The 15,965-nt window shown below is 55.5% G+C and carries 12 protein-coding genes; 9 read left to right on the top strand and 3 right to left on the bottom strand.

Annotation, left to right across the window (positions count from 1 at the left end):
* The first annotated feature begins 27 nt into the window (after nucleotides 1-27).
* Both ACTQY5_RS03070 and glyA read left to right on the top strand, forming a co-directional pair.
* Nucleotides 28-285 (top strand): DUF3870 domain-containing protein, encoded by a 258-nt coding sequence (locus ACTQY5_RS03070; RefSeq protein ID WP_308664049.1) that lies wholly within the window; start codon nucleotides 28-30, stop codon nucleotides 283-285.
* A gap of 147 nt (nucleotides 286-432) precedes the next feature.
* Complete coding sequence (gene glyA / locus ACTQY5_RS03065; protein ID WP_441368798.1) at nucleotides 433-1,761, top strand: serine hydroxymethyltransferase; 1,329 nt, start codon at nucleotides 433-435, stop codon at nucleotides 1,759-1,761.
* 177 nt (nucleotides 1,762-1,938) lie between these two features.
* Here the strand turns inward: glyA and ACTQY5_RS03060 are convergent, their stop codons facing one another.
* The gene (locus tag ACTQY5_RS03060) at nucleotides 1,939-2,502 is read right to left on the bottom strand and encodes a HutD/Ves family protein (RefSeq protein ID WP_288310776.1); all 564 of its coding nucleotides are present in this window, start codon (nucleotides 2,500-2,502) and stop codon (nucleotides 1,939-1,941) included.
* A 199-nt stretch (nucleotides 2,503-2,701) separates the two neighbouring features.
* Here ACTQY5_RS03060 and ftcD point away from each other — a divergent pair, with 199 nt between their 5' ends.
* Genes ftcD through ACTQY5_RS03045 form a run of 3 tightly spaced genes read left to right on the top strand, consistent with a single transcriptional unit; the run spans nucleotide 2,702 to nucleotide 5,945 of the window.
* A complete protein-coding gene (gene ftcD / locus ACTQY5_RS03055) occupies nucleotides 2,702-3,607 on the top strand; it encodes a glutamate formimidoyltransferase (RefSeq protein ID WP_022486777.1) in 906 nt (301 codons plus the stop codon).
* Nucleotides 3,608-3,634: 27 nt separating this feature from the next.
* Nucleotides 3,635-5,305 carry a formate--tetrahydrofolate ligase gene (locus ACTQY5_RS03050; RefSeq protein WP_441368797.1) on the top strand — a complete coding sequence of 557 codons (1,671 nt, stop codon included), beginning with the start codon at nucleotides 3,635-3,637 and terminating at the stop codon, nucleotides 5,303-5,305.
* A 19-nt stretch (nucleotides 5,306-5,324) separates the two neighbouring features.
* On the top strand, nucleotides 5,325-5,945 hold the full coding sequence (locus tag ACTQY5_RS03045) for a cyclodeaminase/cyclohydrolase family protein (protein ID WP_022486779.1): 621 nt from the start codon (nucleotides 5,325-5,327) through the stop codon (nucleotides 5,943-5,945).
* Between the two features lie 284 nt (nucleotides 5,946-6,229).
* Here the strand turns inward: ACTQY5_RS03045 and ACTQY5_RS03040 are convergent, their stop codons facing one another.
* A complete protein-coding gene (locus ACTQY5_RS03040; RefSeq protein WP_441368796.1) occupies nucleotides 6,230-7,678 on the bottom strand; it encodes a sigma-54 interaction domain-containing protein in 1,449 nt (482 codons plus the stop codon).
* 274 nt (nucleotides 7,679-7,952) lie between these two features.
* Here ACTQY5_RS03040 and ACTQY5_RS03035 point away from each other — a divergent pair, with 274 nt between their 5' ends.
* From ACTQY5_RS03035 to hutH, 4 genes are all read left to right on the top strand, one after another.
* The gene (locus tag ACTQY5_RS03035; RefSeq protein WP_022486781.1) at nucleotides 7,953-9,551 is read left to right on the top strand and encodes a BCCT family transporter; all 1,599 of its coding nucleotides are present in this window, start codon (nucleotides 7,953-7,955) and stop codon (nucleotides 9,549-9,551) included.
* A gap of 4 nt (nucleotides 9,552-9,555) precedes the next feature.
* Nucleotides 9,556-11,085: an HAL/PAL/TAL family ammonia-lyase gene (locus tag ACTQY5_RS03030; RefSeq protein ID WP_308664052.1), complete on the top strand. Its 1,530-nt coding sequence runs from the start codon at nucleotides 9,556-9,558 to the stop codon at nucleotides 11,083-11,085.
* A 266-nt stretch (nucleotides 11,086-11,351) separates the two neighbouring features.
* The gene (locus tag ACTQY5_RS03025; protein WP_154487611.1) at nucleotides 11,352-12,656 is read left to right on the top strand and encodes a Na+/H+ antiporter family protein; all 1,305 of its coding nucleotides are present in this window, start codon (nucleotides 11,352-11,354) and stop codon (nucleotides 12,654-12,656) included.
* Between the two features lie 68 nt (nucleotides 12,657-12,724).
* A complete protein-coding gene (hutH, locus tag ACTQY5_RS03020; RefSeq protein WP_154487613.1) occupies nucleotides 12,725-14,284 on the top strand; it encodes a histidine ammonia-lyase in 1,560 nt (519 codons plus the stop codon).
* A 105-nt stretch (nucleotides 14,285-14,389) separates the two neighbouring features.
* On the opposite strand, the gene ACTQY5_RS03015 is transcribed toward hutH, so the two are convergent.
* Nucleotides 14,390-15,805: an FAD-binding oxidoreductase gene (locus ACTQY5_RS03015; protein ID WP_022486786.1), complete on the bottom strand. Its 1,416-nt coding sequence runs from the start codon at nucleotides 15,803-15,805 to the stop codon at nucleotides 14,390-14,392.
* Between the last annotated feature and the right edge of the window lie 160 nt (nucleotides 15,806-15,965).

The raw sequence follows: 15,965 nt of genomic DNA, 5'->3' as shown, positions 1-15,965 counted from the left end.
CGATTACCGGACCGGGAATACAGTGCCATGTATGGTACGTTCAGCCTGAGCCTGATCATCGATGGACACACCGGGATGATCCTCAATGCCAGTGCCAATATGGTGATGCAGGATACGGTAGAGTTCCTGAAAGACATCCTGATAGGGCGCAATCTGCTGACAGATGGGGAAGCCGTTACGTTGATCTTGAAGAAACGGTTCCTGGCACTGTCACAAAAAGCCGTTATTACCGCCTTCAAGGATGCCCAGAATCATTTTCTGCTGGTGTACCCACAGGCGAAATAAGCACTCTTCTGCAGATTCTTTTTTAATGGGACTGGGATGACCTCTCAGTACTGTCTTGGGGAAGAACAGGCAGCTGTTGGATTTCAGCTGTATTGTTCTTCTTTTTTCTTGTGTTCTCAACCTCTCATGCTGGAAAGGAGTCCTGAAATGAAATCTGTAAAACAAGATGCTGTAAAACTGCTGGATATTTTCGATCCTGAAATGGCCAGTCTGCTGCATAGAGAAGAAAAAAGGCAGTTCGAAACCATTGGCCTGATCGCCTCTGAGAATGTGGCATCTCCGTTGTCCACCTGCATGGAAGGATCCGTATTCACCAACAAAAATATGGAAGGGTATCCGGGAAAACGGTTCGTGGGAGGCTGTGAACTGGCGGATCAGGCGGAACTGCTGGCCTTGGAAAGAGTCAAAAAAGTCTTTGGGGCAGAACATGCCAATATCCAGTCTGGCAATGCGACGATTGCCAATTGCGCCGTACTGACCGGTCTTCTGGAAAGAGGAGATACTTTTTTGGGATTGACTCTGGATAATGGAGGCCATTTAAGCCATGGAGCCAAATTCCATTACAGTGGGCGGGAGTTCAATGCCCTTCACTATGGCGTCAACCGGGAAACAGAACGGATCGATATGGATCAGGTTCGCCAGATGGCTTTGGAACATCATCCCAAACTGATTGTTACCGGGGCTTCTTCTTATCCCCGTATGATCGACTATGCAGGATTCCGGTCCATCTGTGACGAAGTGGGGGCCTATTTCTGGGTTGACTGTGCTCACGATATCGGTCTCATTGCAGGCGGTGCCATTCCCAGTCCCGTATCCTATGCGGATGTGGTGACATTCTCTACCCAGAAAACGCTCCGGGGGCCCCGGGGCTGTGGAGTGATCCTGTGCAAAGAGGCTCTGGGGAAGAAAATCGACAGAGGGGTCTTTCCCCGTATCCAGGGCGGGCCCAAAGGGGATATGCTGGCCGCCAGAGGCGTGCTGTTTTTGGAACTGATGCAGCCGGAATTCCGGACCTATGCCCATCAGGTGGTGAAAAATGCCAAGGCACTGGCCAAAGGCTGTGCGGATGAAGGGATGCGGCTGATTACCGGTGGGACGGATACCCACATGGTCATGCTGGATGTGACGCCGGTCATTGCCAATGGACAGCTGGCGGAGACACTGCTGGCCAGCGTGGGAATCATCACCAACAAGAACATGATCCCCTATGATACGCTGCCTCCCAGTCTTGGCAGTGGGCTGCGCATCGGTTCTCCCACCATGACTACCAGGGGTGCAAAGGAAGAGGAGATGTATGAAATCGGCCGGCTGCTGGGAAAGGTGTTGAAGAACAAAGACAATGAAGAGGTGCTGGAACAGGTAAAGCAGGAAGTCCGTCAGCTGGCCGTCAGCCATCCCATGTTTTCCAGTGAATGGATGCCGGAAAAAATCAGGGCCCAGTTCGATGCCATGTACTGTCACGAAACCTTTGAATAAGGACCAGGGCAGGATGCATAAACGGCTAATGCCTGTGCGGGCCGCCCGGCGTGCGGCCCCTACGGTACCGCTTTACCCATTCGAAAAATTTGCCTGCAGATTTTATCAAACGGCTGTTGACTGCTGACAAAAAGGAGGTGCTGCCTGTATGCGTTTTTGCACAGGCAGCACCTCTTTTTACTTCACCACAATATACAACACGGCCACCCCTTCCGGCAGGACCAGCTCACCGGTCCCTTCCGGGGGAAGAACATAGAGAGTGTCTGGTTCCAGGGGCTTCCCGTCCAGAGTGGCGCCTTTCAGCTGGGCTTCCGTCCAGAAGGGAACGTAGACGAAACGCCGGGGAGCGGGCTGGAGAGGCTTGTTCCCAGTGATCTTTTCGCAGTGGGCCGTCAGGCCTTTCCGGGTCATCACGTTGAAATCCACCGCTTTCCCCATGGAGTGGGTATGCCAGGCTCCGTCAAAAGAAGCCTGTTCCAGGGGCCCCAGGGTCACCTGCCGGTTCCCGTCTTCCGGGAAGGTGAGGGTAAAACCACCCTTCAGGGGCAGGATGATCCGGTCGTAATCAGGGAGCAGGGTAAAATCCGAGGCTTCCAGATCCACCGTGGCGGAACTGATCCGGACGGCGAAATCCCGTCGGGCATAGGCGCTGCCAGGGGGATCGATGTAAAATTCCGTGGTAGTGCCTCCGGACCAGCGGGTGGTCACCGCCTGGGCCCGGGACAGTTTCAGGATGTCCATAGTATCACCTCATTGCAAGAGTCTTTTCCAGTTTCATCCTAGGGAAAGAACGTCCAGAAAGTGTCAAAAAATAAAAATATCGGAAAAAATTGATTTCAGACGTTTTTTAGGCGAAGAATTCATACTATAATAGCAAACAGGGGCATAAAGATGCCTTTCAGCTGTTACCAAACTATAACTGTCTGATGGAGGTGCCATTATGGCGAAAAAATTGGTTGAATTTGTTCCGAATTTCAGTGAAGGCCGGGATAAGGAAAAGGTTGAAAAGATCGTTGACGAAGCCCGGAAGATCAAAGGGCTGAAGATCCTGGATTACTCCAGCGATGCTGACCACAACCGTTCTGTCGTCACCATCATCGGTTCTCCTGAAGCGGTTACGGAAGCAGCCATCAACATGGCCAAAGTTGCCATCCAGCTGATCGATATGCGGACCCACCATGGGGCTCATCCCCGGTTCGGTGCCGTGGACGTGGTTCCCTTCACTCCGGTGATGGGCGTGACCATGGACGAATGCGTGGCCATTGCCAATGCTGTGGGCAAGGCTTATGGGGAAATGGGCATCCCTGTGTATCTGTATGAAGATGCCTGCACCAAGGAAGCCCGCCGGAACCTGGCTGCAGTACGGAAAGGCCAGTACGAAGGCTTCTTTGAAAAGATCAAGGATCCGGAATGGAAACCGGATTACGGCCCTGCCGTCATGAACGAAAAATCCGGCTGTTCCGCTGTAGGCGCCCGGGTGCCTCTGGTGGCCTTCAACGTGAACCTGGACTGCAGCGACAAAGCGGTAGCCGATGCCATTGCCCGGAAAGTCCGGAACATCGGCGGCGGTCTCCACTATGTAAAGGCCATGGGCGTGAAACTGGAAGAACGGAACCAGGTACAGGTTTCCATGAACTTGGTGAACTACGAAAAATCCGCTGTGTACCAGGCTTTTGAAATGATCAAGATGGAAGCCCGCCGGTACGGCGTCAATGTGGTGGGCAGCGAAGTCATCGGGACCGTTCCCATGAAGGCACTGCTGATGGCTGCAGAATATTATCTGCAGATTGAAAACTTCAACCTGGACGAAATCCTGGAAAAACGGCTGCTGGAACTGGAAGAGTAACAAGTCGGTCCACAAGGAGGAAATTCGATGCTGAGCGATATCGAGATTGCACAAAAGAATGTGATGGAACCCATCAGCAAAATCGCTGACAAAGTGGGGATCCTGCCGGAAGAACTGGAACAGTACGGTCACTATAAAGCGAAGATTTCTCTGGATGTGCTGAAACGTCTGGAAAACAAACCCAACGGGAAACTGGTGCTGGTCACCGCCATTACCCCTACCCCTGCCGGGGAAGGGAAATCCACCACCAGCATCGGCCTGGCCCAGGCTCTGAACCGGGTGGGCAAAAAGGCTGTGGTGGCCCTTCGTGAACCGTCCCTGGGACCTGTGTTCGGGATCAAGGGCGGGGCTGCCGGCGGCGGTTATGCCCAGGTGGTTCCCATGGATGACATCAACCTCCATTTCACCGGAGACATGCATGCCATTACTGCAGCCAACAACCTGCTGTCCGCCATGATCGACAACCACATCCATCACGGCAACGAACTGCGGCTGGATGCCCGTCAGATCACCTGGCGCCGGGTCATGGACATGAACGACCGTGCCCTGCGGAACGTGGTGGTGGGCCTGGGGGGCAAAGTCTGCGGATTCCCCCGTCAGGACGCTTTCACCATTACGGTGGCTTCTGAAATCATGGCCATCCTGTGCCTGGCCAAGGACCTGGAAGACCTGAAAGCCCGGTTCGGCCGGATCGTCATCGGCTGCGACCTGGACGGGAATCCGGTCCATGTGCACCAGCTGGGCTGCGAAGGGGCCATGGCCATGCTCATGAAGGATGCCATCAAACCGAACCTGGTCCAGACCCTGGAACACACTCCGGCCATTATCCACGGCGGGCCTTTTGCCAACATCGCCCACGGGTGCAACTCCCTCCTGGCCACCAAGATGGCCCTGAAACTGGGCGACATTGCCATTACGGAAGCCGGCTTCGGTGCCGACCTGGGTGCTGAAAAATTCATGGACATCAAATGCCATTACGGCAACATCTATCCGGATGCAGTGGTGCTGGTTGCCACCATCCGTGCCCTGAAGATGCACGGGGGCGTCGCTAAGGCTGATCTGAGCCAGGAAAATGTCCAGGCTGTCAGCGACGGGTTCTCCAACCTGGCCAAACAGGTGGAAAACATGCGGAACTTCGGGCTGCCGGTCCTGGTGGCCATCAACAAGTTCGCCACGGATACTCCGGCGGAAATCGACATGCTGCTCCAGAAATGCGCCAGCTACGGAGTGGAAGTCAGCCTGAACGAATGCTGGGAAAAAGGCGGCGAAGGCGGCATCGACATGGCCAACAAACTGGTGGCCATGCTGGAAGAACAGGCTCCGGAAAAAGTGGAACTGTACGATGTGAACGATACCATCCCCAACAAGCTGAAGGCCATTGTGACCAAGATCTATGGCGGCGACGGAGTAACCTTTACCCCCAATGCCAAGAAACAGATCAAACAGCTGGAAGACTGGGGACTGGACAAACTGCCGGTGTGCGTGGCCAAGACCCAGTATTCCCTCAGTGACAATCCGGCTCTCCTGGGCGCTCCCAAAGGGTTCAAGATCAATGTCCAGGATGTGCGGGTATCCAACGGGGCAGGGTTCATTGTCTGCCAGACCAGCAACATCATGGTAATGCCCGGCCTGCCCAAGAAACCGGCGGCCCTGAAGATGGACATCGACAACAACGGCAAGATTTACGGCCTGTTCTGAGCAGGGAGGAAAGGATCCAATGGAATTACGCAAACTGACAGTGGAAGGATTCATCAATGAAACGGCCTCGTCTTCTCCGGCTCCCGGAGGGGGCAGCATTGCAGCCCTGAACGCTTCTTCTTCCGCCGCCCTGATCGCCATGGTGGCCAACCTGACCCTGGGCAAGGAAAAGTATGCGGCTGTGGAAGGGGACATGAAGGATGTGGCGGCCAAAGCCACGGCCCTGAAAGATGATTTCCTGGCCCTCATTGATGAGGACAGCAACGCTTTCAATAAAATCATGGCAGCCTTCAAGCTGCCGAAGGATACGGACGAAGCCAAGAAAGCCCGGAGCGCGGCCATCCAGGAAGCCACCAAGGGCGCAGCCCTGGTGCCCTTCAAGGTGGGCCAGAAAGCCAACGAGCTGTTTGCTCTGGCGGAAACCGTGATCACCAAAGGCAACCAGAACGCCATCACCGATGGGGCAGTGGCGGCCATGAATGCACGGGCTGCCGTACGGGGAGCCTTCCTGAACGTAAAGATCAACCTGGGCAGCATCAAGGATGCTCTGTTCGTGGAAGATCTGAAAAAGAGAATGGCTGAAATCGAAGCCGATGTGGATGCCAGAGAACAGGCACTGTTGGGCAAGGTGAAGCTGTAAGAAAAAGGGGCTGTTGCAAGAGCAACAGCCCCTTAGTCAGAAGTCGGGAGTCTGAAGTCGGAAGCCTCAGGACAGGATCCGTCTGGCTGGACGGATCCTTTTGATTCTGTAGAACCAAAATCGCAATGAATCTGAGAAATCATTTCGTCCAAAGGTTCTACACATTCAAAAAATTTGCCTGCAAATTTAACCTTCGGCTCCAGACTTCCGACTCCAGACTTGAGCCGCTATGCGGCTCTACAGCTAAGGGGGTATTGCACGAAACGTGCAACACCCCCCTTTTTTTACACCTCGATCCCGTATTTCCTGATCCGGTACTGGAGATTTTGACGCTGGATCCCCAGCTCTTTGGCGCTGCGGGTAATGTTCCCCTGGTTCCGGCGGAGGGTTTCCTCCAATAGGTACATTTCGTAGCTGGCCATTTTTTCCGCCAGGGTACGGCCCGGCATATCCGGAGGCGGGTCCTGGCGCCCGGACCGGGGCAGGGCGGATCTCTTCCGGCTGGTCTCCCTGAGGGAGGGGGCCGTCCAGGGGGCACGGATAAAGTCCGGAAGCAGGTCATCGGTGAGCTCGTTGCCTTCCGCCAGGTTCATGGCATAGTCCAGTACATGGAACAGCTCCCGGACATTTCCCGGCCAGCTGTACTGCTGCAGCTGCCACAGGGCTTTGGGGGCAATATGGGTAAGGGGATAGGCATAGCGGCTGGCGCAGCGGCGGAGGTAGAAATGGCACAGGGCTTCCAGATCATCGATCCGATCCCGGAGCGGGGGAATCTGGAGCACCATGGTGGCCAGCCGGTAAAACAGGTCTTCCCGAAGCTGGCCGGTCCGGACCAGCTGGAAGGGGTCCTTGTTGCAGGTAGAGATCACCCGCACATCCACTTCCCGTTCCCGGGTCTCTCCCACCCGGCGGAAAACACCTTCCTGGAGTACCCGGAGAAGCTTGGCCTGCATGGCCGGACTCATGGAATTCAGTTCGTCCAGGAACAGGGTCCCTTCATGGGCGGTTTCCAGCAGACCTTTCCGGTTGGTGGAACCGGTATAGGCCCCGGCTACGGTACCGAACAGGATGCTTTCAATGAGGCTTTCGGGAACGGCGGCACAGTTGAGCACCACCAGGGGCTTGTCTTTCCGGCGGCTCAGCTGGTGGATGCTTTGAGCCAGGATTTCCTTGCCGGTGCCCGTCTCTCCGTAGATCATGATGTTGCTGTCCTGGGGAGCCACCTTTCGGACCGTCTTTTTCAGTTCCTGCACGGATGGAGCTTCTCCAATGAAATCCTCCAGGTCATAGCTGCGCTTTTTCTTTTCCTGTCCCTGAGCCAGGGCCAGGTTCTGGGCCCGGTTCTGGAGCTGTTCCAGCAGCTGCCGCCGTTTGTCCAGGAGAAACACGTCTTCTTCAAAGTCGATGGCCGCCGTCAAAGTCCCGTTCTCAAAGACCGGATAGGCGGTGTTGAAGGTGTAGTGTTCCTTTCCGTCCATGGTTTTGTACCGGCAGAGCCGGTTCCGAATCTCTTTCTGTTCCCGGATGCAGGACAGGGTGGTGCTTTCTTCTGAAGTCACATTGACCACGGACAGCAGAGCTTCTCCCCGATACGGACTGTTTTCCGGCACACCCATCATCTGCCGGGCCTTCCGGTTCATGAAAATGGCTTTCCCCAGAGGAGAATAAATGTAGACTGCTTCATCCAAAAGGTCCAGGGCTTTTTCCAGAAAATGGATATAAGATGTCATCATGCCCTCCTTTTATGCGCAGAAAAATTTTGCAGATGCAGAATGATTTTGCATTTCTCTTTTCATTATGCCTGTTTCCCAGGGCAAAGGCAAGAGAAATCTGCTTCAGAAAGGCAGAAATTTGTTGTAAATGAAATAAAACAGGGTGAGAAGAAAAAGTATGCAGTATACATAGGAGATTTTTCCGGAAAACAGAAGAACTGGCATCCAATTTGCATAATAAAAAGACAGAAATCAACAAACGCAGCCACAACTGCAGAATCTGGGAGGGATTGCAATGAATGCGCAGACAACCGACAAAAAGGGCATCCGCTGGGATGTCTTCGTCCCCTGTTTCCTGATCATCGGCGGAGCCGCCATCCTGGGGGTGGTGAACAACGCCTGGCTGACAAAGGTGACCCAGGCCATATTCGGCTGGTCCCTGGAAACTTTTGGCTGGCTGTATCAGTGGGTGGCCCTGGGCACCCTGATCCTGATCACCCTGCTGGCCTTTTCTCCTCTGGGGAAGATCCGGTTTGGCGGACCCAACGCCAAAGCCAAATTCTCCTTCGGTGCCTGGTTTGCCATGACCCTGACCGGAGGCATTGCCACCGGGCTGATCACCTACGGGGTCAATGAACCGTTGATCTATTACGGCAGCATCTACGGGGAACTGAAGGAAACGGGCATTGCTCCCTTTACGCCGGAAGCCTCTTTCTTCGCCATGGCACGGTGTTTCTACAACTGGACTTTTATTCCTTATGCCATGTATGCCCTAAGCGGTGTGATCATTGCCTACATGTATTACAACCGGAAGAAGGAACTGTCCGTAGCCGCGTCCCTGACTCCTCTCTTCGGGGAACGGGTGACCAAAGGCTTCTGGCGGGCAGCCATTGACACTCTGTCGGTGCTGGCCATCGCCCTGGGGCTGGCGGCTTCCCTGGGTGCCGGGTTGGCTCTGGTGGGCACCGGGCTTACGGCTGCCTACGGAATCAAACAGGGGCCGGTGGTCTGGTTCATCCTGACGGCCGTTATCACCGCCACCTTTACAGTTGCCTCCGTCATGGGCATCGACAAAGGGATCAAATGGCTGGCCAACCTGACCACCAAGATCTTCTATGCCCTGCTGATCCTTTTAATCATCATCGGGCCCACCGTGTACATCCTGAACATCACCAATGTGGGGATGGGCTACTGGCTGGACCGGTTCTGGACCTGGGCCCTGGATCCCTACCTGGCGGAAGGGAAAGCTCTGGTCACCTGGTGGACCATGTATGACTGGGCCATCTGGATCGCCTATGCACCCCTCATGGGGATTTTCTTTGCCATGATCGCTTACGGGCGCACCATCAAACAGTTCCTGCTGATCAACTGGATCCTGCCGGCAGTGTTCGGTCTGGTGTGGTTCTCCGTCTGGGGCGGCACAGCCCTCCAGTGGCAGATGGACGGCCGGGTGGATATTGTCCAGGCCATCAAGGCCGGGGGCGCGGTATCCGGGATCTGGACCTTCCTCCAGGCCATTCCTTTTGGGGGCGTGCTGATCCCGGTGATCATCATCACCCTGATCGCCGCTTTCTCCACCACTGCGGACACCATGTCCACCACCATTGCAGCTCTGTGCACCAAAGGAGCCAGTCATGATGAAGAACCGGCTCTCTGGCAGAAAGTGGTCTGGGGGGTCTCCATCGGTGCCATTGCCGCTATCATGGTGGCCTTCGGCGGCGGGGAACAGGGAGTCGACGGGGTGAAATTCCTGGCGGCCTGCGGCGGCTTTGTGGTGCTGGCCATTTTCATCCTTCAGGTGGCAGCTGCAGTGAAGGTGTTCTTTATGGAAAAAGAAACCAAAAAGGACATTGTGGACAGTGAAGATCTGATCGAGACACCGGAAGGGAAGTGACACCATGTCTGAGACAATTATCCTTGGACCGAAAATCAATCTGGAAGATTTTATGGCCGTGGCCCGGTTCCATGCTCCGGTGGAATTTTCTCCCGGGTATTGTGAACGGGTGAACCGGTCCCGGGCCCTGGTGGAAAAATGGGTGGAAGAAGAAAAAGTCATGTACGGGGTCACTACCGGTTTCGGGGCCCTGTGCACCAAAGCCATCAGCAGGGAAGAAACTGCCCAGCTCCAGGAGAACATCATCCTGTCCCATTCCGTGTCCGTAGGGAAACCTCTGCCGGAAGAAGCGGTCCGGGGAACCCTTTTGATGATGCTCCAGAATCTGGGCCAGGGATACAGCGGGGTCCGTCTGGAAGTGCTGGAACAGATCCGGCAGTTCCTGAACCGGGGAGTGACGCCCTGGGCTCCTGGAGACGGCAGCGTGGGATACCTGAGCCCGGAGGCCCACATGGCCCTGGTGATCACCGGACGGGGAAAAGCCTGGTACCGGGGGAAACTGCTGGAAGGCCGGGACGCCCTGGCACAGGCGGGACTGGAGCCCCTTACCCTGGCTTCCAAGGAAGGGCTGGCCCTGGTGTCCGGCACCACGTCTCCCACGGCCCTGGGAGCCATCGGTCTTTATGACCTGCTCCAGGCGGCCCGGACCGCCGATGTGGTGGGGGCCATGAGCCTGGAGATCCTCCAGGGGGTCATGAATGCCTTCGATCCCCGGGTCATGGCCGTCCGGCCCCATCCGGACCAGGCCAAAGCGGCGGAAAACGTTCGGAACCTGCTGGCGGATTCCCAGGTGATCGCCGCCGCCCGGGGAAAACGGGTCCAGGACGCTTTATCCCTCCGGTGCATCCCCCAGCTCCACGGGGCGGCCCGGAAAACCCTGGAAGATGCCAGGAGAACCCTGGAAATCGAAATGAATGCCTGCTGCGACAATCCCATCCTGTGGCCGGAGCCCGGGAACGAGGACGTAATCTCCGCCTGCAATGCGGATTCCGCCTATGTGGGGATCGCCATGGATTCGTCCTGTATGGCGGCCACCATGATGGCCAAAATGTCCGAACGGCGGAACAACCGGCTCATTGACGGAAATCTGTCCGGGTACCCCTGGTTCCTGATCCAGAATCCGGGGCTCAATTCCGGGGTGATGATTCCCCAGTACACCCAGGCGGGGCTGCTGAACCAGATGCGGATTCTGTGTACTCCTGCGGTGATTGACAACACGCCTACCTGCGGGAACCAGGAAGATTATGTGGCCATGGGATACAATGCGTCCCTGAAATCCCTGAAAGTGGCGGAGAAACTGGAATACATCCTGGCCATTGAGCTGCTGTCCGTCTACGAGGCCCAGCCCTTTGTGGACGGAAGCCTCCGGCGGAGCAGCGCCAGCCGGCAGGTGCTGGCGGAAATCGCCCAAACAGTGCCGGAAATGAAAGAGGACATGTACCTGTATCCCCATATCGAGTTCCTGAAGGAAAAGATCCACGACGGAAGCATCCTTCGTTGGGCGGAAGAAGGAATGGGGAAGAAGCTGGTGTAAAAAGAAGGTCTAAAAAGAAGGTGCTGCACGTTGCCTGCAGCACCTTCTTTTTGTCCATAAAACGTCTTCTGCTTTAGCGAAATACTGGAATAAAAAACGACAAAGTATACTGTATACAATAAAAAGAAAATTCAAAATCGTGTCCCGTCTGAAAAATATTTGACATTCTTCTGACTTTTTTACAGTACAATAAATCCGTAAGACAAAGGGGATTGCGCAGGAATCCCCGCAAACGGAAAAGTGAATAGAAAAGGAGTGATCAATGTATGGAAATCTTAACCAACCCCATCGTCGTCTCCGTAATTGTCATGTCCGTCTTGTGCCTGCTCAAGATGAACGTCCTGTTCGCCATCCTGGTGGCAGCCATTGTAGCCGGAGCCACCGGCGGCCTGGCCATTGACAAAACGGTGAGCATCCTGATCGGCGGGATGGGCGGCAACTCGGAAACCGCTCTCAGCTACATCCTGCTGGGGACCCTGGCAGTGGCCATCGGACGGTCCGGCCTGGCAGACATTGCAGCACGGAAAATCACCAAGGTGGTAGGGACGAAAAAAACAGCCTTTGTATTCCTGATCGCTTTCGTGGCCTGCTTCTCCCAGAACCTGATCCCGGTACATATTGCATTCATCCCTATCCTGATTCCCCCTCTGCTGGTGGTAATGAACCATATGAAACTGGACCGGAGAGCGGTTGCCTGCGCACTGACCTTCGGACTGAAAGCCCCGTACGTATCCCTTCCTGTAGGGTTCGGGCTGCTGTTCATGACCATCATCAAGGATCAGATGGTGGCCAACAACGTAATGGTTTCCATCAGTGACATTTCTTCCGTTATGTGGATCGGCGGTGCCTCTATGTTGGTGGGCCTGATCCTTTCCACCATTTTCTACAGCCGTGACCGGGAATACAAGGACCTGCCCATTATGGGCCAGGATGAAAAAGCCGGGGAAACGGAAATGAACGCGGACTGCTGGAAAGCCCTGGCCGGTGCCGTAGCCGCCTTTGTGGCCCAGCTGTACTTCAAATCCCTGCCCATCGGCGCCATGTGCGGCCTGCTGGTCATGCTGGTTACTGGTTCCATCAAATGGAACAAGATGGATGAAATGGTGGATGGCGGCGTCAAGATGATGGGCTTCATCGCCTTCGTTATGCTGGTGGCTGCCGGTTATGCCAACGTGCTCCGGGAAACCCATTCTGTGGAATCCCTGGTTATGGCCACCACGGCTGTAATCAACACCAAATTCAGCGGCGCCTTCCTGATGCTGGCCGTGGGCCTGCTGATCACCATGGGCATCGGCACTTCCTTCGGGACCATCCCTGTGGTGGCTTCCATCTACATCCCCATGGGCCTGAAACTGGGCTTCAGCATCCCTTCCATCATCCTGCTGATCGGGATTGCAGCAGCACTGGGGGATGCCGGATCTCCTGCCTCCGACTCCACTTTGGGACCCACCTCGGGGCTTAACGCGGACGGACAGCACAACCATATCTGGGATACCTGCGTACCCACCTTCATTTTCTTCGATGTGACCCTGTTCATCGGCGGCCTGATCGGCGCCATGATCCTGGGCTGACTGGATAACAATCAGGGGCTGCCAGGCAGCCCCTTTCTATGGAATTCACTTGTAAGGAGGAAAATCACATGCTGAAAGATGTAAAAGCCATTAAAGAAGTCGTACTGAACGGGAATGACCTGACCCTGGAACAGCTGATCGCCGTCAGCCGGTACAATGCCAAGCTGAGCTTCGATCCTGATGCTGTGGACCGGATCAAGGCTTCCCGGGCTCTTATCGATGATATCGTCAACAGTGACCGTGTGGTTTACGGGGTTACCACCGGGTTCGGCTCCCTGTGCCGGGTCCACATCTCCAAAGATGACTGTGCCCAGCTCCAGGAAAACCTGATCCGTACCCATTCCTGCGGCTATGGGAAACCTCTCAGCCGGGAAGTGACCCGGGCTGCCATGACCATCCGGGCCAACGCCCTGGTGAAAGGCTATTCCGGCATCCGGCTGTCCACCCTGCAGACCCTGGTGGATATGATCAATAAAGGTGTCCATCCTTACATTCCGGAAAAAGGTTCCCTGGGGGCTTCCGGTGACTTGGCGCCTCTGGCCCACATGGTTCTGCCCATGCTGGGGCTGGGTGATGCGGAATATCAGGGCACGGTAATGCCCGGCAAGGAAGCCATGGAAAGAGCCGGCATTCCCATTATCCATCTGGAAGCCAAGGAAGGGCTGGCCCTCATCAACGGCACTCCGATCCTGACCGCCATGGGCGTGTTTGCCCTGTGGGAAGGCATGTCCCTGCTGAAACAGAGCGACATTGCCGCCGCCCTGTCCGTAGAAGCCCAGCGGGGCATCATCGATGCCTATGACGAACGGCTCCATGTGATCCGCCCCCACAGAGGGCAGCTGGATACCGCCTACAACATGCGGAACCTGCTGGCCGGCAGTACCTATGTGACCCATCAGGGCCAGCTGAAGGTACAGGATGCTTACTGCCTGCGCTGCGTACCCCAGATCCACGGGGCCAGCAAAGATGCTCTGGGCTTTGTGAAGGACAAAGTGGACATTGAAATCAATGCGGCCACCGACAACCCCATCGTCCTGCCGGATGGAGATGTGATCTCCGGCGGGAACTTCCACGGCGAACCCATGGCTCTGCCCTTCGACTTCCTGGGCATCGGGATCTCCGAAATCGCCAACGTTTCTGAACGCCGTCTGGAACGGCTGATCAACAACTCCCTGAGCGGATTCCCCTCCTTCCTGGTGAAACATTCCGGCCTGAACTCCGGCTTCATGATCACCCAGTATGCGGCAGCCGCTCTGGTCAGCGAAAACAAGGTCCTGGCCCATCCTGCTTCTGTGGACTCCATTCCTTCCTGCGAAAACCAGGAAGACCTGGTCAGCATGGGTGCCCATGCCGCACGGAAAGCCGGAGAAATCGCCTTCAACGCACGCCGGGTGGTGGCAACGGAAATCCTGGCCGCCTGCCAGGCCATCGACCTGCGGGAAGGGGAAGGCTTCAAACTGGGTGCCGGTACCCAGGCTGCCTATGATGCCGTCCGGAAGACCAACGACTTCATCGCCTACGACAAGGACATCGAAATGTTCAAAGAACTGGAAAAGATCACCAACCTGGTCCAGGAAGGCGGTATCCTGGATGCAGTAGAGGACAAGGTGGACCTGAAGTTCTTCTGAGAAATCCCATAACCATCCCTCTGGAGGCTGTTGCTTTTGCAACAGCCTCCATTTTATGCACAAAAAAAGACTGCCGCAGTTGCGGCAGTCTTTTGGCTGCAAAAATCAGAAGCAGACTTTGTTGGGGTTCAGGATCAGGTTGGGGTCGAAGACTTCCTTGATGCCCTGCATCAGGGAAATGGTGGTGTCGCCCAGGTTTTCTGCCAGGAACTGGACCTTGCCGAAGCCGATGCCGTGTTCCCCGGAAATCTGGCCGCCCAGTTCCGTGCATTTGGCGTACAGCAGATGCATGAACTGTTCCACGGATTTCTTGAATTCCATCAGATCCATGTCGTTGGCACAGGTGTAGATGTGCAGGTTGCCGTCCCCGGCATGGCCGAACATCTTCACTTCGAAGGGGAAGTCTCCCTGGATTTCCTTGATGTACAGGACAAAATCCGGGATCTTGGATACAGGGACCACCACGTCACATTCATCCAGCAGCTTGAACTGTTCTTCGATGCCTTCCAGGAAGGAGGAACGGGCTGCCCAGGTCTTTTCCAGGAACATGGGAGTATCTGCCACCAGCACATCCAGGGCACCGGCTTCCAGGAGCATTTCTGCCGCTTCTTCCACCTGTTTGTCCAGCAGGTCCCGGTCGTTGGAATCCAGGGTCACCAGGAGATAGGCACCCACTTCCTGGCCTTCCACTTCTTTCGGGAAGACGCTTTTGCCCATGTAGGCTTCGGAAGATTCCAGGATTTCCTTTTCGAAGAATTCCAGGGTCTGGGGATCCAGGCCGGAATGTTTGATGGCCGGCACGGCACCGATGCCGTCAGCCAGTTCCGCAAAGGGAACGATCAGGGTTACATGGCATTTGGGCGGGGCAATCAGTTTCAGGGTCAGTTCCGTAATGATCCCCAGAGTGCCTTCAGAGCCGATGATCAGGTTCAGCAGGCTGTAGCCGGAAGAGGTCTTGGAGACGGGAGCCCCCAGATGGATCACTTTCCCGGTGGGCAGGACCACGGTCATGGCCTGGACGTAATCCCGGGTGGTGCCGTATTTTACGGCCCGCATGCCTCCGGCGTTGGTGGACACATTGCCTCCCAGGGTGGCGAATTTTTCGCCCGGATCCGGGGGATAGAACATCCCGTGGGCCAGGGCGTCCTTGGACAGGGTGTCCAGCAGGACCCCGGGCTGTACCCGCACGTTCATGTTCTTTTCGTCATAGCCCAGGATCTGGTTCATCCGGGAGGTGCACAGCACCAGGCCCCGCTGGACCGGAGTGGCTCCGCCTGCCAGGCCGGTGCCGGCGCCCCGGACGGTGACCGGGATGTGATGTTCGTTGCACAGCTTCATAATGGCGGCGATTTCTTCGGTGCTTTCCACATCGATGGTGGCTTCCGGCATGCCGATGCCGTAAATGGGCATATCATCATGGGTGTAGTCCGGGTTGATGTCTTCGCCGGTGATCACCCGTTTTCCAGAAATTTCACGGAGTGCTTCCAGCACATCCGGTGTAATCGGATTGTATTCGATCATTGTACAAGCTCCCCCTTCGGTTCTATAAAAAGAAACATGGGGATAGTATAATCAATTTCTTACGGACTGTAAAGAACTTTCTTAATATTTGGTAATTCGTGAAAACTTATCCATCCACCGGATACAGAATCTTTTCAGAGAAAGCAGACGAAAAGGGGAA

The sequence above is a fragment of the Acidaminococcus sp. HCP3S3_H5 genome, from assembly GCF_052122235.1.
In the GTDB taxonomy this organism is placed as follows: Bacteria; Bacillota; Negativicutes; order Acidaminococcales; family Acidaminococcaceae; genus Acidaminococcus.
This window is presented reverse-complemented; position numbering and strand designations above follow the sequence as displayed.